Here is a 22,934-nt window from a genome sequence, read left to right as displayed (position 1 = left end):
GCGCGATATAGCATTGGTGAATGGCGCGGGGAAGACGGTTTAGCTCGCCATTCCCCTTTCAATTCCGATCCCGCTTTGCGAGACTCTCCCCAAACTTAGACTCGCGGGGGATGTAAATCATTGTAACATTCCCTATATACAATGGTATACAAACAAAAAGGGATAGAGCGGGATGTCGAATAGTGAATTTGAAACGATGATCCAGGAAACCCAGCGACGCGTGCATGAAAGCCAATCGCAGATCGAAGGGTTGACCAGCCGGATCGAATCCGCGCGCGACAAGATCGGCACAGCCGAGGCAGACATCGACATTGAAAATGCCACGTTGGAAGACGTACATGCCCACACCGAGGTGATGAATTCCAACATCGCTGAATTGATCATGGGGCTGGACGATGTGACATCGGCCTTTTCCAAGGATTTCGACGAAATGAGGTCGAAAACTGGGTGGGAGAGCTTTGTCGGCATCTTTGCCAGCGCCAAATCGGAATCGATGCGGCAGGAGCGGATGCGCACAGCCAATATTGACGACAAGCTGCAAGACCTGATCGCAAAATCCGATGTGATCGTGCAGCTGCTGCAAGGGCAGTTGGGCGTGTTGGAAGAACAGCGGGAGAAGGTGGAAACCAACCTGACCTCGACGCTGGATGACCGCGAATTCACGGTACAAGAGCTTGAAGGCGCGCGGGCCGAGATTTTGGGCATGGACCCCAAGATCATCGCGTTGGAAAACAAGATCAGCGTCGAACAGGACGCCGCCGCGCGGACCAAGCTGGAAACCGAGCTGGCCGATCTGAACAAGACTTACAACGCGCTGGTGCAGGACGAGCAGGTGAAGCTTGCCAAAAGTCAGACGTTGGAGCGTTACATCGAAAAGGGCAAATCCTGGGTCGATTCACTGCAGAACCAGGCGGCGACGCAGATGGTGCTGATCAACAAGCTGCAGACTGACACGCAGCAGCGTGTGGTGCTGTATGATGCGCTGACTAAATCGTTGAAGACGGCGCAGCAGCAGGACGTGGCGCACCGGATCAACGAGATCGGCGTGCAGACCGACCAAGAAGCGCAGACCGCCATGGCCGCCATCGGCACCGCAACCAACCAGAAGATGGCCGACATGCTGGACGCGCATGAGGACCACATGGTCTTTGCCCGCGATGTGTTGGAGAAGAAGGCAAAGGCCGATGAACGGTTCGCGCGCCGGTTTGCCTCGATCGTCGAGAAGCACGACAAGAACTTGTATGGTGGGTAAAATGACCCTCAAGGACGCGGTGAAGCGCCGTGAAGTCTGGTTATGCTGGTTCAAGGAAGTTCTACCACCAATTGCCGGTATGATTTTCACTGTTTGGTTCCTGACCACGCGTGGCGGACCCAAGATGATTGAAATTGTGGTCCCGGCTATTTTGGTGTTGGGGGTATTTGGTTTTTTCTTTGCAAAGTGGCGCGTTGAGCAGCGTTTTGAGAAACATGACTGACGCAGCCCGTGACCACGTCGGCCTGACCGACACCTTTGCCTCGCGCCGGTATTTCCGCAAGTTCGAGGTGATCACCGTTCACTTGCTGCGCGTGGCCGCGAATATGCAGGCCGAGGGGGCGATCTCGAAAGAAGAGGTCAAGATCGTCTCGCGCTATCTGTCGGGGCTGCTCTACACCTTTCGCGCACTGAGCATGAAATACCTGCTGGTCGGGCGCGATACGGGACGTTTTTTTGGCAGCCTCGCCATGGACCGGCGCGACAGCGGCTTTCCGGTGGCGGCTGAATTGATGACCATGGCCAACGACGCACAGCAGGCGCGGCGGCATTTGGAAAACATGCCGTCCGAGGCGCAGGTGAAGCACGACATGGTGCGCCAGATCATTGGCGAACAGCAGGTGCCCACGCGGCTGCAATTCGCGCTGTCCCAGCGGCTCTATTACGAAGAGCTGATGAAGGGTGAGCTGTTCTGGGCTCGCAATGATCCCGAAAGCCTGTGGATGGGGAATACGGATGATCGGCGTCGGTTCATGCTGCATTGGGCGGTCTATGACAGTCAGATCAACCTGCCGGTGATCTACCTGATGGAAGTCGAGGACAGCGGCAAGATTGCTCTGCCCAAAGACGAACGCCGCTGGCCTGAGGTGCAGGCGCATCTTATGGCGCAAGCGTTGGGTGGGCTGAAGCTGGTGACCATCGCCAAAGGGTTCGATCAGGATTTCGATGACCTGCACCCCAAACGGCTGAAACGGTTCCACGTGGGGCCGATGTATTCCTCGGCCTATACCGAACAATCGGGACCGTTGCGCCAAGTGCTGGAGGATGCGGGCGCGTCCGAGGGGCAGGATTGGGCGCTGGCCTGGACCACCGAAGAGCTGGAGAGCGAGGATGTGGTCGAGGAACGCGCGGGGTGGTTTTCGACCGTCGAGCGCGAGGTCTTTGCGCTGGATCCCTTTGGGGGGCGCGGGGCGGAAACCGGGGCGACGCACACCCAACGGTCAATCATCCTGCCGCAACGCCCGTTTCAGGTTCTGGCCGAACAGGATCCGCCGGGATTTGGCGATGTGCGTAAGTTTGTCGTCAGCACCTCGGGGCAGGTGTTGCGGTACTGATTTTTTGCCTCCTCTTACGGACCTTTTCAGGGTCCTGTCGGGCAGCGGGACGAGAGTATTTTCAAAAGGGTGAAACAAGGGCGATATTGATATGAGTTTGACGTCTGACCAGATGGAATTGCGCGAAGAGGATATTCGCAAGCATTACCCCTCAGCGACCGCGTTGCTTGAGGGGTTCGACCACGCGCCCCGGGTCGCCAAACCGGTTGCCGAGAGTGTTGCGCCTGAGCGCAGCCCTGGCGTTGGCACGCGACGTCGGTTCCGTTCGACCACGCCCGGACTAGTGACACGCCGGACCGTGCGCGCCGATGGTGTGCATCTGATTGACCGGATCGAGGCGGCGGATGATGGCGATGCGCTGACGTCTCCGTTGCAGGCGACGGTGCAACATGGGTTGCGGCGGGCGGTGGCGATCGCGTTGGCGATGGCCGAGGTCTATTCGGATCAAACCGCGCTGGGCGATCTGAAACGGGCCAATCTGGCTGGCGATCTGCCACCTGCGCGCAAGGCCGAGTTCTCTGAGTTGCTGACGGCTGAAGCGCTGATCTCGGCCCATGTTCTAGGCAACGCGCTGGCTTATCTGATGTCGTCTCACCTGACCGAAATCACGGTGGATGTGGGCGAGGTTGAGGAGCTGTTGACTGACAATGGCCAGCTTGCCCTGCATGGCGCGCTGTGGGAACTGGATCAGGTTCTCGCCACCAAGGCCCCCGACGACGCGCATCTGGTGGCCGCTGTCAGCGCCTATGCCGAAGCGTTGATGGAGAAGGCCGCGCAGCGGGCGCAATCGGCGCAGCATCTGGCGGGGTTCGCGGGCAGCGCGTGGCATGTAGAGGCGGATGACCTGACCCTGCGGGGGTTTGAGCCGGCGTCCAAGGCGAAATCCACCACGCTGACGATGACGTTCAAGAAACCGACCGAAGTGGTGGGCAACCACATCGCCAAGTATCAGGCGCTGCGGCTGGCCAAGATGCTGATGGCCTATGATTTCGACCGCCGCCTGAACCCCTTTGCCGATCTGGGCGGGTTCATCTTTACCTTCATGGGCGATGGCAAGCCGGGGACGGGCAAGACGACGCTGATCCAGATGATGGCGGGGTTGCTCAACGATTACTGTCAGGTCGCGGGCTATCCTTTCCGCTATCAGAACCTGAGCACTGACAACATCGACAGCTATCAGGGCAAGTCGGGCCAGAACGCCAAGGCGTTCATCAACACCATTCTGGACCCGTCCGTGATCGGCTTTGGCACCATCGACGACATCGACCAGCTAGCGGGCAAGCGGGGCGACCGGCAGTCGTCGGCCGGGCAGTTGGAGATCACGGCGGTGCTGATGGAAAGCTTTGCTGGCGCCAATACGGTTGTGCGGGGAAACTGCACATTCGGCATGTTCTCGAACTACCCCGAGAATGTCGACGACGCCCTGCGCCAGCGGGCAGGCGCGCGGTTTCTGGTGGATGGGCCGCAAAGCCGCGCAGATTACATCGACATCCTGTCGCTGCTGATGGGCAAGAACCACGACATCCCCCTGGGCGATCACGACCTGATGGCTGCGCAGGAAATCAAACGCGCGGTGGCGGCGAGTTTTGAGGGGCACAACCGCCCCCATGAACAGGGGTTGTTGGATGTGTTCGACCGGGTGTCGGATCAGATCGGCCCGCTGGACACTATTGCCAAGCTGGGCACGTACCTGAAGGGCATCCAGCAGGCGGATGACCGGTTCACGGGTCGCGCGATCAAGAACATCACCGATGCGGTCAAGGTCCGCGCGATGGATTTTGAGCTGCCCGATGAATGGATGGAGACGCCTGAGCTGTTCCTGTTCAAGGACTACGACACCAAGAGGGCGATGATTTCCGAGCTGCGCGTGCCGATCACGGTGGACATGGTCCTGCAAGAGATCAACCGCTACGCCGACAGCGAATTCCGCTATGCCGACAAGAGCGATGAGGTCGCCATCGAAGCAATGGTCCGCGACTTTGGCCGTCAGGAAGAGGCGAAGAAGCGGTATTTGGAGGGGAAGGGGTGAGCGCACAACAGATGTGTCCGCAGACCAGCGCGGCTCTGCCGCGCAGCCCCCTCCCTCCCCCCATGGGGAGGGGGCTTGGGGAGTGATTGAAGCGATGAAGTGGGCAATATGTGATCAAGTTTTGGAGAACATTTCCTAATGGACACCATATTGAATTTATTGGCCGGGATGAACAAGTTTGCAGGCATTTTCCAAGATTGGGTAAATGCGCATTTACAGCTTGTTACAGTGGTTTTAATACCGTTTTTGGCTTGGTTTGTAACAAAATCCTTCGAGAAAGCTTCTTTAAATAGGCTAGCATCCGCGCAACTTATCGAGCGAAGTCTACAGCGGGAAATGAAGCTCGTAGATATTCGATACAATCGACTAGAAGCCTTTCGCCAAGATGTAGGCAAATTGGCTGCGCTGAGTCTTGTTGGTGAGAGAAATGCTGATCAAGTAATCGAGTTCAATGATGCCTACAGCAGGTTAGGTGTTTTGGTAGGATCGTTTCCCGCATCAGCGGAACGAGGCAGGTTGACCAAATGTCTCCAAGGAATTGGAAACGTCGATGTTGTCAGATCTGGTGGGACTGGCTTTCTTGTCATTGCATCTCAATCAATCTTGGAGATTGAATGGGCAAGTATGCGAGACGCCTTAGAAAATACTGAACACTCAAAAACACAAACTTCAACCACGTCAGGAGGCAGTTAAATGAAGCGCCTCATCCAAAAAGGTCTGATGTTTGGCAATCTGGTCCATATCTCCAGCCCTGCCCTGATCGAACGCTATAACCGTGCGCTTGGGCATCTGAGTGGCAAGGCCACGCAGCTGAGTGACTTTCATGTCGATATCTCGGGGTTTTCGCCGGAGGTGGGGGAGGAGCTGGGCGATCCGCTCTACCTAAACCCCAATGGGGTCAATCGGCAGTTCATTCTGCTCACGACCGAGCAGAAGCGGGCGCCGCTGCTGAATGTGAAATTCTCGACCTCGCGCGATATTCTGCGTCAGTTCATCGAGGATAACGAAAGCCAGTTGTTTGCCCTGACGGCCACGGATGCGGTTGCGGGGGAACTGGTGAACTCGGTCTTCAAGATCCGCTCGCCGCGCGATTTGTTTGATCTGAAAAGCGTCGAGGTTGAGGCGGACACCGTGGGCGGGACGCTGAAAACCGCGACGCAGTTGGCAAATATGGTCGAGCGGTTCAAGACGGAAGAGGACGCCTGGTTCGATGATGTGCTGATCGCCGACATGATCGGGGCGGCAAAACAAACCGGCGATGTAACCCGCAACCCGGTGCATCTGAGCCAGGGGACGTTTGAACAGGGCGCGTTCTGGACGGCGCATTTTGGCGGCATGTATCTGTTCACCGATCTGGACCATCCGGCGATGATTGTGAGCGGTGAAAAGCCCGACGAAGAGCTGCCGATCAAATACGTCTTTAACCTGAGCGACCGGAACCGGATCGCCAAGTTTCTGGATTACAACGATCTGGCTGAACCCATCGTCAAAGCGCGTGGCGTGGATGCTGCCGCTATCCTGCAGCAGAAGATGGATTTCATCACCATCGACACGGCGGCCAACGCTGGCATTGACCTGAGTGAGCTGGGGCGCAGCGACATGCGGCGGCTGGCGCGGCGGCATGTGGATCAGTTGCCCGAAGTGTACCACGCGTTGTCGCAGTTGATGTCTTGGGCCAAGTCGGGCGGGAGGTGGCCGCGCATCAGCTCGGACCATCCGGCGTATTTTTACACGCTGCGCGCGGCCGACACGCCGCACCGCGATTTGGTTAATATGCTGCTGGCGGAACTGTGTCCGCTGGACGTGCGCCAGCTGTTCATCTGTCACAAGGATCTGTTCTATCGCACCTATGCGGGCTGGCCCGAGGCAAAGAAGGCCTATGTTGCTGATTTCCTTGCGCAGGAGTATCAGGTGGACAAGGCAGGCGCGCGCGAGGCGCTGTTTGGGCACGAACCGGATATGGACGGCGAGACGCGCGTGGATGATCTGATCGAACGTGTCGGACCCTGGGGCGCAGTAAGGAGGCCGTAAATGATCGTGATGTTGCGGTTGATGATCCCGCTTTTGATCGTCCTGACGGTGATCTATGTGATCGTGTCGATCTATTCCCGACGCGTGCGGCGCGGTAAGCTGGAAGCGCATTGGGACAAGAAAGGCATGACTGGTGATCGCGAGGCGTTTATTCAGCGTGGGCTGAAGAAATACGACGGCTCGTTCCGGCGCAAGCTGATCCTGGGCGTGTATGTTGTCCCGCTGGGGATCATCGCGTTCCTAGTTTATTATTCGAACTTTATGTGAGGGCCTGATCCATGGCTTACATCAAATGGGCGTTCATCATCCTGTTCTGGGGCACAGTGGTGGCTGTGTTGCACTACACCCTTCCGCAGCATGATATCGTCCGTGTCAGTGACACTTATGAAAAGCGGATCGATCCGGGCGAGAACAGCCTGTTCTGGGCGGCGCAGGATGTGGGCAGCGATACCACCACGTCGAACCGTGATGTGTTCTTCATCCAGACCCGCAAGGCCAATGGCAAGGTGATGGTTTACCGCAACGAGGATACGGGGTGGAGTTGGCCGCCCTACTTCAAGGTGACGTCATCTAACCTGCAGGCGGAGGCCGCGGATCTGAAATCATCCGAGGCAGACCCGAAATGGGCCGTGGTGCGCCACTATGGCTGGCGGAACGAGTTCATGTCGATCTTTCCCAACGCGGTCAAAATCTGGCGTGTGGATGGGCCGGATGTGCGGATCATTCCGTGGTTCAATATCATCTTCCTGATCCTGCTGGCCGCCATCGGTTGGGCGCTTTACGTCCGCTGGCGCCGGTTCCGGCAGGCGCGGATTGATCCCATGGTCGAAAGCGTCGAGGACAGCCTGTATGCCGCCGGCGACGCCATCGACGAAAAGCGGGGCCGGTTCCGCAAATGGCTGGACAGTTGGAGATCCTGATACACTAATCTAAAAGAGCCGCGATTTACCGCGGCTCTTTTAGGATCTGAAAGATAAGCGATTGAAAATCAAGTTCGCTGAGAGCGTCGAAACCCCCGCTGATCTCGGATTACAAACGCGTGTTGACTTTAAAATAACCGCTTGGGTTAGTCTGCAAACAAATGCTCGGTCTGCGCCAACCGCAGGCCCTGTTCCCAGGAGATCGACAGAAACTCGGACAGCTTTTCGGCGTTTTCCTCGGGTTGGGCTACTTCGCGTATTCGGACATATCGCGCGAAGCCCGCATCCCGGATGCGGTCACCCTCATAGGCCAGATCGTTGCGAATCGTGGGCAACAGACGTTCCAGCGTTGCCTTTGGAGTGCGTTCTCCTGCAAGGCCCACACGGTGAGCGTGTCCGATCAGGTACTCGTCTGTGAATTTGCATTCGACTTCGAGCATTCGGGTGACAGACCGATCCGAGAAGAAGTCATGCATCAGGTCCAGGTTCGAGGGGTCCATGCAGATGACCAGCCGATCAGTGTCGTAGTATTCAAACAGCATCCGCATCAGCGCGCGCCGGTGACGGGTCCGTTTTTCAAGCGTTGCCTGAATGCCGCCCAGATCGGGCAGCGGAGCGCCTTCTTCGTTAAACAGGTATTCGATGGTGGGCACATTCGTGACCTGCCTGATCTGTTCCAGCAGGCGTTTGGCGACGTGCCATTTCTTGCTCACAACGATCATCAACTCGCGTTCGCGTCCCAACGAACTTTCGGTTTCCCAGAACCGCATGCCAAACCGACGGCCGATCCGGCCCCTGCCGGTCAGGAACTTGAACAGACTGCGCCCCTCGTTCGAGATCTGAAATTGCACGTCATAGGCTGCATAAAGTCGTCCCAGTCGGGATTTGAGCTCTTTGGCCTCGGGGCTGATCTTGCGCGCGAACAGAAAATCCTGACTGAGCAGCAGGTCGTAGTGATCGTTGTAGAAAGTGACTGGCATTCCATAATCAGAAAACATCAGGAAAGTCAGTGTGCGGGAATCGATTTCATCCTCGGGAATCAGATGACGTACCAGAGTCTGAAAGAACGTTTCATCCGGAATCCAGGTGGTCGCAAAGAACCGCATAACGTCGCGCCGCGTTTTGGTAAAATCCAGGATCCATTCGACTGTGCGGCGTCGTAGGCACCACCATTGGCTGCCGATCATGATCTGGATGTCGTGAGGAATTTCGCGCGTCCATCCCAGCCGTTGCTGCAGATTGAACATCGCATAGAAGCGTTTCTTTTGTGTCCGTTCGTTGAACCAATGGCGGTAGATCAGCCTCTCTTCTTTCCAGCCGGTCTTGATCCAGTCGCTTTCGAAGTAGTCAAAGCTTTCGACAAAGTCCCTGTCATTGTCGTCCAGAAACTGGTGGGCGTATTCGGCGGTCTTGATCGCCATGCAGTCACCGGACAGCATGTAGAAATGCGTGGCACGAGGGAATTCATCCACTGCAGCTTCGATCGCAAAAAGCGTGGCCTGAACCAGCGACCATTCCCCCCAGCCGCATTTGATTCGCTTGCGGGCAAAGGTGACATTTGGATTCTCGGCAAGGGCGGTTCTAATCTTGCGAAAATGCTCTGACTTGGCGCTGGCGTCAAAATGGATAGACATGTAGTCACCGGCCGCAGTGAGCCGCTCGGCCTGCATGATAATGGCATCCGGATCCTTGTGGCACAGCAAGATGTAGGCAATTTTTGCCATATTGGAAACGACGAGCCCTTGTTTCTGCCCTTTGTTTACCCTGTTAAAGGTGAAGAGTGATTGAATAAACAGGGTATATTTGGTTTTTTGAGGTAAAGACGCCTGTTGCACAAGCTAGGGCGAAACGGGGTACGGAGGCAAGGCAGATGGGTTTTCCAGGCACCTGGATGACGGAAAGCGAAAGTGTTGTGTATCGAGTGGTGCCAAAATGCGCCTGCTCGACCATTGGTCAGATCATGTACTACTCGGATCATGGCGAGTTTTTTGATGGCGACATTCACGACGCCAAAGGTGGGTTGCACAAATGGGCTCTGGATAACAGCCAGGGCCCCATCACCCGCAATGTGCAGGCGCACAAATCGTATGCGTTCACCTGCGTACGCAATCCCTACACGCGCATCCTGTCATCGTTCTTTGACAAGATCTGTGGTATTCAGCGCAACGGCAAGCGGTATCGTGGCAATCTGGTGCCAACATTGATCTACAAATACGGGATCGAAGTTGGCGGCGACGACGGCAAGCAGGAGTTCGACCAAATCCAAAGTTTCCGGCGGTTCCTGCTGTTTGCTCGTGACACCATCCGCTGGCGGCGGCCGATGGACCCGGACATTCACTGGTCGGCGATGTCCGGTCATGTATCGACGTTCATTTCGAACGGCGGGCGGTATGACAACATCTTTTGGACGGAACAGTTCAACGACGGCATGCAGGACGTGATGAACCACATCGAAACCCCTGTAAAAGTCGACCTTGGCCAAATCCCGCGGTTCAACGAATCCGAAGGTCACGGACCCAAGCGCGCCCACCCGGTCGAGGATTATTTCGACGATCTGTCGATGCATCTGGTGTACGAGATTTACAAGCGCGATTTCGATTTGTTCAAATACGATTTCGAAAATCCCGCCAACAAGATGCCAATTGATCAGATCGACTTAGACGAGGTGCACGCCAAGCTGTCGTAAGACCGGGCCCCGGGATCAGACGCGCCGTGCCACCAAGTAACGGCTGGGGGGCACAGCCGGGTAATTGCCGGTTTCGATGATCTCGAACCCGGCTGCCGAAATCTCGTGTTCCAGGTCTTCGGTCGTGAGTGAGCGGACATAGGGTGCCTTGCCGACCATCTGCATAAGCGGGATGGCCAGTTTCATGATCCGCAGGCGCAGGGGTAAGCCCTTGGCGTTAAGGCAGACGGATTTCGAGATGAACAGCCCACCCGGTTTGATCATTTGATGGATGCGCTTCAAGTCCTGGCTCAGATCGGGTAGCAGATGAAGCAGGTTCAGGGCCAGCACTGTGTCATAAGGCGCGCTCGCCAACTGCGTATCAGATACATCCGCTGCAATGAACTCCACATTTGTCACTCCTTGGTCACGGGCCTTGGCTCGGCCAATTTCGGTCATCTTTGGGGACAGGTCACTGGCCACGTAATGCGCCACGCTGGGGGCCAATTGCAGCGCAGTCGAGCCCGTGCCCGCGCCCAGTTCTAGAACGCTGTCATCCGCGCTCAGGTAGGACCGGGTGCGCTCTAGCGTGTATTCATAGGCTTGGACGTCTTTGATGGGGGATTTGGCATAGCGTTCGGCAATGCCGTCCCAGAATGCAGTTGCTTGGGCCATGATGTGATCTCCTTTGTGTGATGAATACTCATGCGGAAACCATTGATGAATTGCCCAAAACCGTTCACCTGCTATACACAAACGCATGAATTGGCAGGGTGTCTCCTTTGACTGGTCCCATGTGCGGGCCTTTTTGGCGACAGCGGAAGAGGGGTCTCTTTCCGCCGCGGCTCGGGTCTTGCGTCAAACGCAGCCGACTTTGGGGCGTCAGGTGGCGGCCCTGGAACAATCTTTGGGTGTCACTCTTTTTGAGCGGTCAGGCCGATCGGTTGCGCTGACCGAAGCGGGGCGTGAGATGCTGGCCCATGCCAAATCCATGCGCGAGGCGGCGATGCACCTGTCGCTGGTGGCCAGCGGTCAGTCCCAGTCCATCGAAGGCACCATACGGATCACCGCGTCCGAGGTTTTTTGCACCCACATCATGCCATTGGCGTTGCTGCGTCTGCGCGAAGTGGCACCCAAGCTTGAAGTAGATCTGGTTTCGGCTGATGACTTGCGCGACTTGCAGATGCGCGAGGCAGATATCGCAATCCGCCATGTGCGTCCTGAACAACCCGAGCTTTTTGCGCGTCTGGTCACGGAAACCACTGCGCATCTGTACGCCGCTCCCAGGTATCTGGCCGAACGTGGGCGACCAAGCTCGGTCGCGGACCTGGCGCGTCACGACTTTATCTCATTCGGTGACATTTCGCGGATGATCGAGTTTTTTGGCGAACAGGGTGTGCAGCTGTCGCCCGAGAACTTTCGCATGGGATCGACATCGGGCAGCGCGGCTTGGGCCATGGTCGAACAGGGGCTGGGCTTGTCGTTGATGGCGGATCAGGTCGCGCGGCGTTGTCCCGGCGTTGAACGGGTGGTGAGCGTATTGGAACCGGTGCGCTTTCCGATTTGGCTGACAACCCACCGCGAACTGCACACCTCGCGCCGCATACGGTTGGTGTTTGACCTGCTGGCGGACTTCCTGTCCAAAGACGCGGCGTGAATCGTCGATCCCTTGCCTGTTGGTCCGGTGCCCGGTAGTGCGCGCGCCAAACGTATTTTGATAGGTTCGCAGTTCATGGCCGAATTTCTTTCCAGTCTCAGTTGGCCAGATGCCATCGGCATAACCGGGACGCTGATTATTGCACTTGCCTATTTTGCGACGCAGATGCGGTATCTGAACTCGAACGATCTGATGTTTCCGGTGGTGAACCTGCTGGGCGCGCTGCTGTTGACCTATTCGCTCAGTCATAACTTTAACCTTGCCTCAATGTTGATGGAAGGGTTTTGGATCGTCATCAGCATCGTGGGCATCGCTCAGAACCTGCGTACGCGTCGCTCTGGCTGACTTTCGATGCAAGTCCCGCTTGCGCCGGGACGCGTGCACGCCTAAATCTGGCCCCCATGGCCAAGCAAAAGACAGATCCGAATTACAAGGTGGTTGCCGAGAACCGGCGGGCGCGCTTCGACTATGCCATCGAGAGCGATCTCGAATGCGGCATCATGCTCGAAGGGTCCGAGGTTAAATCGCTGCGCGTCGGTGGAACGAACATCGCCGAAAGCTATGCGGCCGTGGAAAACGGCGAGCTGTGGTTGGTGAACTCTTACATCGCGCCGTATGTGCAGGCGAAGATGTTCAAGCACGAAGAGCGGCGGCGTCGCAAGCTGCTGATCTCTCGTAAAGAGCTGTCGGTCTTGTGGAACGCAACACAGCGCAAGGGCATGACGCTGGTGCCGCTGGTTATGTATTTCAATCACCGTGGAATGGCCAAGATCAAGATCGGTATCGCCAAGGGTAAGAAGAACCACGACAAACGCGAAACCCAAGCCAAGCGCGATTGGTCTCGGCAGAAGCAACGTTTGCTGAAAGACGCCCGTTGATTTGATGGGCCGACGCTTGGGTCGGCCCGAACAGATTTCAAAATGTGCGTTTGATGTCGGTATAGGCCCCGCGCAGTTGCAGGGTCACGGTCAGCGGCGTGCTGGTCCGGTTGCGAAAGAACCAGCCGTGATTGCCGGTGAAGGCTGCGCTGATGGTTCCCGTTTCACTCGCTACACCTCGGCCCTTCTTGTACGAGATCGACTTACCGCTGCCATCGCCATGTAGGTCATAGTTCACGCGCCCGTCCGAGGTGAACCACCGGAACTCGGCCTGTGCATCCTTTCCCATCACCAACTTCCATTCGGCACCCTGGCCCGGGGTCAGCTCGAAGCTTACCTGATCTTGCCACACCTCGGCCTCTTGCGCGTGGGCGGCTGGGATGAACAAGTCCAGAAGGCTCGATTTTTCCTGTTCGTCGGCTTGACGGTCTTGTTCCGCCTCATCCGTCAGTTGCGATTTGATCTCTCCCATCTCGGTCAGGCCCAGAAGGCGGCCGATGCGGGTGGGGTCGATGCCGTATTCGGCGGGCAGCACGATGGTGATCAGGATGACTGCCGCGGCCACCGCCGCGATGATCGTGGATTTCACCAGCTGCGCACTGCTTGGCAACTCGGCGAGGTTTGGTTTTTCTGCGTTGTACATTGGATATCTCCGAAATGGGTTATGCGGACAGGGCAAGACCGGCGAGCTGGTAGCCCATCAGGACAAAACCAGCGGTCATCATCACGACGTTGGCGGTGTAGGCATGGCACCAAAAACTGTTGCTGCGGCGCCAGTAGCCCATGACGATCAGGATCAGCGACAGGGCCAGAACCTGTCCGATTTCAACGCCCACATTGAAGGCGATCAGATTGGCCAGCAGCCCGTCGTGTGCGATGTCGTAGTCTAGGATTTTGGTGGCCAGTCCCAGCCCGTGGAAGAAGCCGAAAATCAGCGTGGCCAGCTTGGTGTTGGGTTGAAACCCGAACCAGCGTTGATAGGCGCCTAGATTGTCCAGCGCCTTATAGACAACCGACAGACCGATGATGGCGTCGATCAGATAGGCGTTCACGTTCCAGCCGAACCAGACGCCCAATAGCATGGTTGTGGAATGGCCAAGGGCGAACAGGCTGACGTAAGTGGCGACGTGCTGCATCCGGTAAAGGAAGAAGACGACACCAAACAGAAACAGGATGTGGTCGTATCCCGTCACCATGTGTTTAGCGCCCAGGTAGGCGAAGGGGATCAGTTTGACGCCCCAGATTTCCTGGATGTAACCGGCATCGCCTGCGGTCACGTTATGTGCGGTGGCCACGCTGGCGCTGAACCACAGCGCAAGCAGGCCCAGCAGGGGTGCGATGACGCGCGAACGCCATCCAACCCCGCCAAGGGAAACAGAAGTCATGATATGCTCCGAGAATTATGTGTTGAGTTTCGTTTCGATGGGGAAACGTCAGGCTCTCGGAGGTCGCTCTGGCCCTGTGTTCATGTTCCAGGCTGCAAAGGAAAGGATCGCACGGGTCGCTTTGGTGCGTGGGTATGAAGAAAGCGGATCTTCGCCAATCAGTGCGAGCATCGGATTGTGGTCATGATCGGCGACGTCATGGCTGTGTCCGTGCCCCGACCATATTGTATCCGTCACCGGATCATGGCTGTGACCGTGGGCTTTGATTTGAAACACGATTTCAGGCTCGATCTGGGGCAAGTGCTTTGCAATCCCGGTCAGACCTTGCAGCAGAATCGCCACCGTCAGGACGGCCGCAAAAAGGATCTGCAACATGGGGAGGGGGCTGCGCATGACCGGGTGCTCGAATGTTTTTCCTGACTTATCCCCCTGGGGGGATGCGGTCAAGCCGATGAAGTGAGCCATTGAGTGCAATTTAGAGGTCTCGAGTGCGGTTCTGTGGTCGCATCGGCTTGCGCTGGACTTGCGCCAGAATTCCTGCAGGTATACGGACAAACTAGAGCATAGGGGAGGCATGGATGACCGACGATCCGAAAACACTTGTATCCACCAGCTGGCTGGCCGATCACCTGAAGGACCCGGACCTACGTGTGCTGGACGCATCCTGGTATTTGCCAACCGAGAACCGCGACCCCGAGATCGAATATCAGACGGCGCATATTCCCGGTGCACGGTTCTTTGACATCGACGACATCTCCGACCGGCGTTCGGACCTGCCGCACATGGTGCCGCCGGTGGAAAAGTTCATGTCGCGGATGCGGGCCATGGGTGTGGGCGACGGACATCAGGTCGTCGTTTATGATGGTGCCGGTCTGATGTCTGCGGCGCGCGTCTGGTGGCTGTTCAAATTGATGGGGCAGGACAATGTTGCCGTTCTCGATGGCGGTTTGCCCAAATGGCAGGCCGAGGGTCACGAGATCGAAGATCTGCCGCCTGTCGTGCGCGACCGCCACATGACCGTTCGCGTGCAGAACCATCTGATTCGCGATGTGACCCAAGTGTCATCTGCCGCCAAGCTGGATGACCATGAAATCATCGACGCACGTGCAGCCGCTCGTTTCCGGGGCGAGGCAGCCGAGCCGCGTCAAGGGTTACGATCGGGCCATATCCCCGGCTCGAAAAATGTGCCGTTCAACACGCTGTTGAACAAGAACGGTACGATGAAATCCCCTGAACTGTGCCGCGAAGTTTTCGAGGCCGCCGGGGTAGATCTGTCGAAACCCGCCATCACCACCTGTGGTTCGGGCGTGACAGCTGCCGTTCTGGCACTGGCCCTGCACCGCATGGGGAAACACGACTACTCGCTTTATGACGGCTCCTGGGCTGAATGGGGTGCTTTCCCGACCCTGCCCGTCGCAACCGGAGAGAACTGATGTTCGAAAACCTCAAAGCGCAGCCAGCAGACAAGATCCTGGCGCTGATGCAAGCCTATCGCGAAGACCCGCGCGACACCAAGATCGACCTGGGTGTCGGGGTCTATAAGAACGCCCAGGGCGTCACCCCGGTGATGCGCGCGGTCAAGGCGGCTGAGCAGAAGATCTGGGAAGAACAACAGTCCAAGGCCTATGTTGGTCTGGTCGGTGATCCGGCCTATTCGGACGCGATGATCAAACTGATCCTGGGCGATTCCGTTGCGCGCGAAAACGTGGGCGCCGCCGCGACCCCTGGTGGCACCGGCGCCTGTCGTCAGGCGTTTGAGCTGATCCAGATGGCCTCGCCCGAGGCACGTGTGTTTGTGTCGAACCCGACCTGGCCGAACCACATCTCGATCCTGAACTACCTGGGCGTCGAAACCGTGCCCTATCGCTACTTTGATGGCGAAACCCGTGGTGTCGACTTCGACGGTATGATCGAAGATCTGAAAACCGCCAAGGCGGGCGACGTGGTGCTGCTGCATGGCTGCTGCCACAACCCCACCGGCGCCAACCTGAATCTGGTGCAGTGGCAAGAGGTCGTGGACCTGATCAACGCGCAAAACCTGGTTGCAATGATCGACATCGCCTATCAGGGCTTTGGCGACGGTCTGGAAGAAGACGCGCAGGCGGTTCGCCTTGTGGCCTCATCTGTCAAAGAATGCCTGATCGCGGCGTCGTGCTCCAAGAACTTCGGTGTTTACCGCGAGCGCACAGGCCTTTTGATGGCGGTATCGCAGGACAGCACTCAGACGGCGCTCAATCAGGCGACGCTGGCGTTCTTGAACCGCCAGAACTACTCGTTCCCGCCTGATCACGGTGCCCGCATCGTTACCACCATCCTTAACGACGACGCCCTGCGGGCCGATTGGATGGCCGAGCTGGAAGATGTGCGCGTGTCGATGCTGGGTCTGCGTCAGGATCTGGCAGACGAGTTGCAGCGCCTGTCCGGCTCGGACCGCTTCAGCTTTATTGCACAGCACCGCGGCATGTTCTCGCGCCTGGGCACCTCGCCCGAACTGGTGGAAAAGCTGCGCGCTGAGCACGCTATTTATATGGTTGGCGACAGCCGCATGAACATTGCAGGCTTGAATGCGCAGACTGTACCGATCTTGGCCAAGGCGATTGTCGACGCTGGTATTTGATCGGGCCTAATCATTGATGAAAAGGGCCGCCCCTCTCTGGATGGGCGGCCCTTTTTTGTTGGAACCTGGACCGAATGGCCCAGGCCTTTCTCTGTCTCGCCGGATCAACCGCGCGAGAATTCGGGGTAGGCTTCCATCCCCAGTTCGGCCATGTCCAAACCGTTGACCTCATCCTCTTCGCTGACACGGATGCCCAGCGTCGCTTTCAGGATGACCCACAAGACAAGGCTGACAACAAAGGTGAAGGCGCCGTAGGCCACGATACCAGTCAGCTGCGTCATCAGCGTGGCGTCGGAGTTGTAGAAGATCACAGCGATCGTGCCCCAGATACCGGCACACAGGTGTACCGGGATCGCACCAACAACATCGTCGATCTTCAGGCGGTCCAGCATCGGCACGGCAAGGACCACGATCGCGCCACCTACGGCACCGATCCACAAAGCGCCGAACAGCGTGGGTGCCAGCGGTTCAGCTGTGATCGACACCAGACCAGCCAGCGCGCCGTTCAGAACCATGGTCAGGTCCGGCTTTTTGAACATCACCTGCGTCAGGATCAGAGCGGTAATAGCACCGGCAGCCGCGGCCATGTTGGTGTTGGCAAAAATGCGCGACACGTCAGATACGTCACCAACTGTGCCCATGGCCAGCTGTGAGCCGCCGTTGAAGCCAAACCAACCCATCCACAGGATGAACGTACCCAAAGTGGCCAATGCGAGATTCGAACCCGGGATCGGGATGACTTTGCCGTCTTTGCCATACTTGCCAATGCGCGGACCCAGCACGATGGCGCCCGCCAGAGCAGCCCAGCCACCTACCGAGTGAACAACGGTCGAACCTGCGAAGTCCTGGAAGCCCATGGCATCCAACCAGCCGCCGCCCCATTTCCATGACCCGGAGATCGGGTACATCAGGCCCGTCAAGATCACGACAAAGATCAGGAATGGCCACAGCTTGATCCGTTCAGCCAATGCCCCCGACACGATCGAGGCGGTCGCGGCCACAAACACCAGCTGGAAGAAAAAGTCCGACCCTACCGAAGCATAATCGAGCGCCGCATCTGCCGCCGAAACTCCGACTGCGTCCAACACTGTTGGGCCGCCGATGGCAAAGAAGCCGTTGAAGTCGCCGGGATACATTGTGTTGAAACCGATGACCCAATACATGATCGCCGCAATCGAATAGAGCGCGATGTTCTTGGTCATTTGCATAGTCACGTTTTTGGAACGGACCAGACCGCCCTCGAGCATAGCAAAGCCAGCAGCCATGAAGAAGACCAGAAAGCCCGCCATGCAAAACAGCAGGGTGGTCATGATATAAGGCCCGATTTCGTCAAAGCTGGGCGTGGCATCCTGCGCCAGGGCCAGCGTCGGCAGGGCAATCAGCGCGGCCGCAACAGGTAGTGTCTTGAGAAGTTTCATTTCGATTTTCCCTTGGGTGAGAGTGTGCGGGCGCTTAGAGCGCGTCGTCGTTGGTTTCCCCGGTGCGCACGCGCACGGCCTGTTCGACGTCCAGAACAAAGATTTTCCCGTCGCCGATCTTGCCGGTGCGAGCTGTGCTCGAGATGGTTTCGACGATCTGGTCGACCATCGAGGCGGCAACCACGATTTCCAGTTTGATCTTGGGGACAAAGTTCACGGCATATTCCGCGCCGCGGTAGATTTCGGTGTGGCCTGATTGCGAGCCAAAGCCCTTGATCTCGGTGACCATCATGCCGCGAATTCCGGCCTCGGTCAGCGCTTCGCGGACCTCTTCCAGTTTGAACGGCTTAATCGTTGCGATGATGAGTTTCACTTTGTTTCCCTCGATTGGCAGGCGACGGCCCGCGTGTCTTGATGGGGAAATCAAGACTGTTGCTGCGCTGCAGAGAAACCGTTGCGCTGAGGAATTGGTGTGAAAATCTGAAAGAGTTGCACATTTTTTGCACAATTATCCCCGTTGGATTAAAAAATAGGCGAATGCTAAAGGGGAATTGAATGTGAATAACACCTCAACACCTGAGGCGTCGCGGGCTATTGTGCCCCAAAAGCCAGAGCCGGGCAGGGTAGAGCATGAGTGATTCAAAGCGGCGTAAACCGCCATTGGTTGCAGACAAACGGTACGCGTCTGGGACGCGAACCAAGGCGACCAAAAGCAAATCAAAAGCTGCACCTAAAAAGAAAGCGGCGACCAGGAGAACGGCCAACCGCAAAACGCGCAAGCCTGGTCGTAAAAAGGGCGGCGGCGGTGGTGGGATCATCGGCGCGCTGCGACGTTTCATTGCTTGGGTGTTCGGTCTGATCTGGGGCTTTATCTGGCGTATTGGCGTGATCGTGGCGTTGTTGATCGCTCTGGCTGTTGGTCTGGTTTACACGACGCTGCCAGATGTGACCGCGCTACTCGATGGCCGGGCGCGCGGGTCCGTGACCATGCTGGATAAGGATGGCAATGTGTTTGCCTGGCGGGGGGATCAGTTCGGCGGCGTGGTAACGGCTGAAACCGTGTCACCGCATCTGAAGAATGCAGTCATCGCAACCGAGGACAAGCGGTTTTATCGCCATTTCGGGATCAGCCCCCGCGGCGTGGCCAGTGCGGTGCGCATCAACCTGAGCGAAGGGCGCGGGCCTTTGTCGGGTCACGGTGGCTCGACGATCACACAGCAGACTGCCAAGCTTTTGTGTCTGGGCGTGCCTTACGACGAGTCCCAATGGAAGTCGGAGAAGGCTTACGAAGACGATTGCCGCCAGGGCTCGCTGTGGCGCAAGATCAAGGAAGCGGTCTATTCGATGGCGATGGAGGTGAAATATACCAAGGACGAGATCCTGACCATCTACCTGAATCGTGCTTTCCTGGGCGCAGGCGCCCGTGGGTTCGAGGCCGCCAGCCAACGATATTTTGGTAAATCAGCCGCTGAAGTTGATCCCGCTGAAGCAGCAATGCTGGCAGGGCTTCTGGTGGCACCCACACGCTATGCGCCGACGAACAACCTCAAACGTTCACAGGATCGCGGGCGTGTCATTGTGGGCCTGATGGAGGATCAGGGCTATCTGACGACGGCGCAGGCTGATGGCGCGCGGGCGAACCCAGCCGAGTTGTCGGCGGCAGCAGCTGCGCGTGCCGGCGGCTACTTTGCCGATTGGGTGATGTCGAGCGGGCCCGAGTATTTCACCCGCAACACAACCGAGGATGTCATCATTCGCACCACTCTGGACCAACGCATTCAGACCTCTGTCGAAGAGGCGATGAATTTCGTGTTCCAGGAAAAGGTGCGCAAAGGGTCCAAAGCGCAGGCCGCGATTGTCGTGATGTCGGCGGACGGAGCGGTGCGCGGCATGGTGGGCGGACGCAAGACGCGCGTGACGGGCGCATTCAACCGGGCGACGCAGGCGATGCGGCAAACCGGCTCGGCCTTTAAACCCTTTGTCTACGCCACAGCCTTGGAACTGGGGCATTCACCGCTCGATACTGTGGTGGACGCACCGTATTGTTTGAATATTCCAGGTTCGGGCGAGTGGTGCCCCAAGAATTACACCAACAAGCATTACGGTCAGGTGAGTTTGACCCAGGCGTTGAAGGACTCGCTGAACGTACCCGCAGTCAAAGTGTCCGAGGCCGTAGGTCGCGATCTGGTGCGCAAGGTGGCCGCCGACTTTGGCATCGATAGCGATCTGGCGGCAGGTCCTGCGTTGGCTTTGGGGGCGTCTGAAAGCACGCTGCTTGAGATGACAGGCGCTTATGCCGGCATCCTGAACGGCGGCTCGTCCGTGACACCTTATGGTTTGGTCGAGTTGCAGTTGCTGGGTGATGATACTCCGCTGATGGGCACCGGAGGCGGTATTGGAGAGCGGGTCGTTCAAACGGCAGCGGCGGAACAGTTGATTTGGATGATGGAAAAGGTCGTGTCCGAGGGGTCAGGCCGCCGCGCGGCATTGCCGGGCTGGCAGGCGGCGGGCAAAACCGGCACGACGCAGGCTGCGCGCGATGCATGGTTCATCGGCTTTACGGCGGATTACGTCACGGGTGTCTGGATGGGCTATGACGACAATACGCCGCTTTCAGGTGTCACCGGTGGCGGCTTGCCGGCCGAGATCTGGCATGAAACCATGGTGCGGGTGCAGGACGGGTTAACGGCGAAACCTTTGCCAATGCGCGCACCGACCCGACCAACGCGTATCCCGGAACCCAAACGAAACCAGGGTGGCAAAGGTGGATTGGGAGGCGCGGTGGATCAGCTGCTCAAGGACATCTTTGGCGGCCGGAACTGATCTAAGTTCGTTGAACCCGGACTCGGGGGAACTCCCGCACCAGAGCGCCCCCGACTTCGTCGATCCCGCTAGCGGCTTTGGGCCGGGCACTGCGCAAAGCGCAGTGCCCGGCCCAACGGGAAGAGGTGTTTCGTCAGAAACATCGACGACGGGCGGGAGTGCTCCGGTCTCTTGCAAAAGACAACGTTACTTTAGTTGATGGTCCCGGTTTGGGTTGTACTCTGGGTCAAACCAATCATAACAACCAAGCCACCCGAATAGGGCGGCTTATTGCAATCTTATATTCTGAGCAGTTCAGCCTGCCTTGGATAAATCTGCGATCAGCTTGTTCAGGTCGCCCTTACGCCGATCCAGCATGGCACCTATCTCGGTACGTTCGGTCAGCAGCAGGTTCACGCCTTCGATGAACATGTTGTAGAACTTGTCCTTGCCAGATTTGTCCGACACCAAGAATGTCACGTCGAACGGGGCCGAGCCCTGCAATTTGACAAGGCTCTTGATCTCGTACCCGGCTTTGATCTTGCGCGCGGACTTCACGGTCACCTGACCGCCGATGAACTCGCGGAACCTACGACCGTATTTGCGCGAGATGTAACTCTGAAACGCTTTGGTAAAGGACCGCATTTGCGCTTTTGACGCCGACCGCGCATCTGCGCCCAAGGCATAGCGCGCCATGATTGATACGTCGGCATAGCGCACGAACAGTTTTTCAAAATCGCGCAACATTGCTGCTTCGGACTTGCCCGAAGCAATGACCCGGTTGATTTCGGACACAACATTGTTCACCAGATTACGCGCGCCAGCTTCGGTCAGGGCCATCGCGGGCAGCGGCAGGGCGGTCGCTGCAACACCAGCTACGGCAGAAGCAACAAATGTGCGGCGGTTCAAAATATCACTCGGCATAGGGATCCTCGTAGGGGTCTGACGCATCTGAATACGGATCGGCGTATAGACCAAGATAGGCGTCCTCATCATCGCCTGCCAGTTCGAAGCGACGATTTTGCAGGTAAATCAGGCGCGCCTGGGCGTAACTGTCTGCACTTTCATACAAAATCGAATCGACCGTGTCCGAGAACCGGCCCCGGTCGCCCATGCGACGCACGAGTTCCGTATAAAGCCCTAGGTTGTCGATTGGGCGGGTGGGGGCAAAGTCTAGCGGATTGGTGAACAGGTTGACCACGACCCCAACAGCGTCTCGCGTGGTTGATGGACCGTACAGCGGCAGTTCCAGGTAGGGCCCTTCGCCTACGCCCCAGACATGCAACGTTTCACCAAAGTCGGTGTCGACCTGCGGAACCTTGAAATCAGTCGCAGGATCGGCAAGCCCGGCAAAGCCCACAGTGGAATTGATCAGGAATCGATAGAGCGCAATGCCGCTTTCCTTGGGCTTGCCCTGCAACAAGTAGTCGACGGCTTGGCCCGGCAAAGAAATATTCTCGGCAAAAGAATTGAAACTGGTCACCATCGGATCGGGAATGATCTTGACGTAACCCTTGGATGCCGGACGGAACAGATATCTATCGACCCCACGGTTGAACGAATGGACAGAGCGGTTGTTGTTCTCGTATGGATCGTGGAACGCGCCATTGGCTTGCTCGACGGTTGTCGTCTGAGCGCAGGCTGCAACGAACAGGGCCAGAGCCATGATGCACAAGCGCAGAGCGGTTCCGGCGAAATTGGTCATTCTGTTCGTAATCCGTTCAACAAGTTCCGGCTAGATTGCCAAGCCTTGGATATAATCGCAACCAATGTCCCTGACAGCAGCATCGCACTATCGGGGTCGATGTGTGACGCAATTGGAACAAACCCGCGTTTAGCTTGCAAAGTGAACCGCGTAAAGCGGTCTGGTGTGTTTTTGGCGGAACATGGGCATTTGTGATTGGGGTGAGTGCGATCACAATTTTCGACGAAGTGACAAATATGTG

The 22,934-nt window shown here is 57.3% G+C and carries 24 protein-coding genes; 15 read left to right on the top strand and 9 right to left on the bottom strand.

Annotated elements, in window-relative coordinates; translation table 11 throughout:
- Positions 1-172 precede the first annotated feature (172 nt).
- The 8 genes from G6R15_RS13605 (at position 173) to G6R15_RS13570 (ending at position 7,566) form a co-directional block, all read left to right on the top strand.
- Positions 173-1,252 (top strand): hypothetical protein, encoded by a 1,080-nt coding sequence (locus G6R15_RS13605; protein WP_164660497.1) that lies wholly within the window; start codon positions 173-175, stop codon positions 1,250-1,252.
- Between the two features lies 1 nt (position 1,253).
- Positions 1,254-1,475 (top strand): hypothetical protein, encoded by a 222-nt coding sequence (locus G6R15_RS13600; protein ID WP_164660495.1) that lies wholly within the window; start codon positions 1,254-1,256, stop codon positions 1,473-1,475.
- On the top strand, positions 1,468-2,586 hold the full coding sequence (locus G6R15_RS13595; protein ID WP_164660493.1) for a hypothetical protein: 1,119 nt from the start codon (positions 1,468-1,470) through the stop codon (positions 2,584-2,586). Before G6R15_RS13600 ends, G6R15_RS13595 begins: the two co-directional genes overlap by 8 nt.
- A gap of 91 nt (positions 2,587-2,677) precedes the next feature.
- The gene (locus G6R15_RS13590) at positions 2,678-4,615 is read left to right on the top strand and encodes an ATP-binding protein (protein ID WP_164660492.1); all 1,938 of its coding nucleotides are present in this window, start codon (positions 2,678-2,680) and stop codon (positions 4,613-4,615) included.
- Between the two features lie 138 nt (positions 4,616-4,753).
- Positions 4,754-5,308 (top strand): hypothetical protein, encoded by a 555-nt coding sequence (locus tag G6R15_RS13585; protein ID WP_164660490.1) that lies wholly within the window; start codon positions 4,754-4,756, stop codon positions 5,306-5,308.
- Positions 5,309-6,646, top strand: coding sequence for a DUF6638 family protein (locus tag G6R15_RS13580; protein WP_164660488.1), 1,338 nt, complete (start codon positions 5,309-5,311; stop codon positions 6,644-6,646). It abuts the gene before it with no gap.
- Positions 6,647-6,913: a hypothetical protein gene (locus G6R15_RS13575; protein ID WP_164660486.1), complete on the top strand. Its 267-nt coding sequence runs from the start codon at positions 6,647-6,649 to the stop codon at positions 6,911-6,913. It abuts the gene before it with no gap.
- An 11-nt stretch (positions 6,914-6,924) separates the two neighbouring features.
- Complete coding sequence (locus tag G6R15_RS13570; RefSeq protein ID WP_164660485.1) at positions 6,925-7,566, top strand: DUF1523 family protein; 642 nt, start codon at positions 6,925-6,927, stop codon at positions 7,564-7,566.
- A 146-nt stretch (positions 7,567-7,712) separates the two neighbouring features.
- Here the strand turns inward: G6R15_RS13570 and G6R15_RS13565 are convergent, their stop codons facing one another.
- Positions 7,713-9,290: a DUF5928 domain-containing protein gene (locus G6R15_RS13565; RefSeq protein WP_164660483.1), complete on the bottom strand. Its 1,578-nt coding sequence runs from the start codon at positions 9,288-9,290 to the stop codon at positions 7,713-7,715.
- A gap of 146 nt (positions 9,291-9,436) precedes the next feature.
- Between G6R15_RS13565 and G6R15_RS13560 the strand changes: the two genes are divergently transcribed.
- Positions 9,437-10,252: a sulfotransferase family protein gene (locus G6R15_RS13560; protein WP_164660482.1), complete on the top strand. Its 816-nt coding sequence runs from the start codon at positions 9,437-9,439 to the stop codon at positions 10,250-10,252.
- 15 nt (positions 10,253-10,267) lie between these two features.
- Here the strand turns inward: G6R15_RS13560 and G6R15_RS13555 are convergent, their stop codons facing one another.
- Positions 10,268-10,906, bottom strand: a complete 639-nt coding sequence (locus tag G6R15_RS13555) for a class I SAM-dependent methyltransferase (protein WP_164660480.1) — start codon at positions 10,904-10,906, stop codon at positions 10,268-10,270.
- Positions 10,907-10,991: 85 nt separating this feature from the next.
- Here G6R15_RS13555 and G6R15_RS13550 point away from each other — a divergent pair, with 85 nt between their 5' ends.
- The 3 genes from G6R15_RS13550 to smpB all read left to right on the top strand — a co-directional run bounded on the left by G6R15_RS13550 (position 10,992) and on the right by smpB (position 12,766).
- The gene (locus tag G6R15_RS13550) at positions 10,992-11,888 is read left to right on the top strand and encodes a LysR family transcriptional regulator (protein ID WP_164660478.1); all 897 of its coding nucleotides are present in this window, start codon (positions 10,992-10,994) and stop codon (positions 11,886-11,888) included.
- Between the two features lie 75 nt (positions 11,889-11,963).
- Entirely contained in the window at positions 11,964-12,233 is a 270-nt protein-coding gene (locus G6R15_RS13545) for a hypothetical protein (RefSeq protein WP_164660476.1), read from the top strand.
- A 56-nt stretch (positions 12,234-12,289) separates the two neighbouring features.
- On the top strand, positions 12,290-12,766 hold the full coding sequence (smpB, locus tag G6R15_RS13540; protein WP_164660474.1) for an SsrA-binding protein SmpB: 477 nt from the start codon (positions 12,290-12,292) through the stop codon (positions 12,764-12,766).
- A 37-nt stretch (positions 12,767-12,803) separates the two neighbouring features.
- Here smpB and G6R15_RS13535 read toward each other — a convergent pair whose 3' ends face one another.
- Genes G6R15_RS13535 through G6R15_RS13525 form a run of 3 tightly spaced genes read right to left on the bottom strand, consistent with a single transcriptional unit; the run spans position 12,804 to position 14,526 of the window.
- Complete coding sequence (locus G6R15_RS13535) at positions 12,804-13,409, bottom strand: transmembrane anchor protein (protein WP_164660472.1); 606 nt, start codon at positions 13,407-13,409, stop codon at positions 12,804-12,806.
- 19 nt (positions 13,410-13,428) lie between these two features.
- Entirely contained in the window at positions 13,429-14,151 is a 723-nt protein-coding gene (locus tag G6R15_RS13530; RefSeq protein WP_164660470.1) for a HupE/UreJ family protein, read from the bottom strand.
- 48 nt (positions 14,152-14,199) lie between these two features.
- Positions 14,200-14,526, bottom strand: a complete 327-nt coding sequence (locus tag G6R15_RS13525; RefSeq protein WP_205520525.1) for a hypothetical protein — start codon at positions 14,524-14,526, stop codon at positions 14,200-14,202.
- A gap of 203 nt (positions 14,527-14,729) precedes the next feature.
- On the opposite strand from G6R15_RS13525, the gene sseA reads away from it, so the two are divergent.
- Entirely contained in the window at positions 14,730-15,584 is an 855-nt protein-coding gene (gene sseA / locus G6R15_RS13520) for a 3-mercaptopyruvate sulfurtransferase (RefSeq protein WP_164660468.1), read from the top strand.
- Positions 15,584-16,768 carry an amino acid aminotransferase gene (locus G6R15_RS13515; protein ID WP_164660466.1) on the top strand — a complete coding sequence of 395 codons (1,185 nt, stop codon included), beginning with the start codon at positions 15,584-15,586 and terminating at the stop codon, positions 16,766-16,768. The genes sseA and G6R15_RS13515 overlap by 1 nt, the downstream gene beginning before the upstream one ends.
- A gap of 104 nt (positions 16,769-16,872) precedes the next feature.
- Here the strand turns inward: G6R15_RS13515 and G6R15_RS13510 are convergent, their stop codons facing one another.
- Together G6R15_RS13510 and G6R15_RS13505 are read right to left on the bottom strand one after the other, a co-directional pair.
- The gene (locus G6R15_RS13510) at positions 16,873-18,186 is read right to left on the bottom strand and encodes an ammonium transporter (protein ID WP_164660464.1); all 1,314 of its coding nucleotides are present in this window, start codon (positions 18,184-18,186) and stop codon (positions 16,873-16,875) included.
- A gap of 34 nt (positions 18,187-18,220) precedes the next feature.
- Positions 18,221-18,559: a P-II family nitrogen regulator gene (locus G6R15_RS13505; RefSeq protein WP_085793953.1), complete on the bottom strand. Its 339-nt coding sequence runs from the start codon at positions 18,557-18,559 to the stop codon at positions 18,221-18,223.
- Between the two features lie 257 nt (positions 18,560-18,816).
- On the opposite strand from G6R15_RS13505, the gene G6R15_RS13500 reads away from it, so the two are divergent.
- Positions 18,817-21,009: a transglycosylase domain-containing protein gene (locus tag G6R15_RS13500; RefSeq protein ID WP_164660462.1), complete on the top strand. Its 2,193-nt coding sequence runs from the start codon at positions 18,817-18,819 to the stop codon at positions 21,007-21,009.
- Positions 21,010-21,303: 294 nt separating this feature from the next.
- Here G6R15_RS13500 and G6R15_RS13495 read toward each other — a convergent pair whose 3' ends face one another.
- Together G6R15_RS13495 and G6R15_RS13490 are read right to left on the bottom strand one after the other, a co-directional pair.
- Entirely contained in the window at positions 21,304-21,912 is a 609-nt protein-coding gene (locus tag G6R15_RS13495; RefSeq protein WP_164660460.1) for a phospholipid-binding protein MlaC, read from the bottom strand.
- Positions 21,902-22,693 carry a VacJ family lipoprotein gene (locus G6R15_RS13490; protein ID WP_164660458.1) on the bottom strand — a complete coding sequence of 264 codons (792 nt, stop codon included), beginning with the start codon at positions 22,691-22,693 and terminating at the stop codon, positions 21,902-21,904. The genes G6R15_RS13495 and G6R15_RS13490 overlap by 11 nt, the downstream gene beginning before the upstream one ends.
- Positions 22,694-22,934 lie beyond the last annotated feature (241 nt).

The organism is Tropicibacter sp. Alg240-R139, from assembly GCF_900537075.1.
Lineage (GTDB): Bacteria > Pseudomonadota > Alphaproteobacteria > Rhodobacterales > Rhodobacteraceae > Falsiruegeria.
This window is presented reverse-complemented; position numbering and strand designations above follow the sequence as displayed.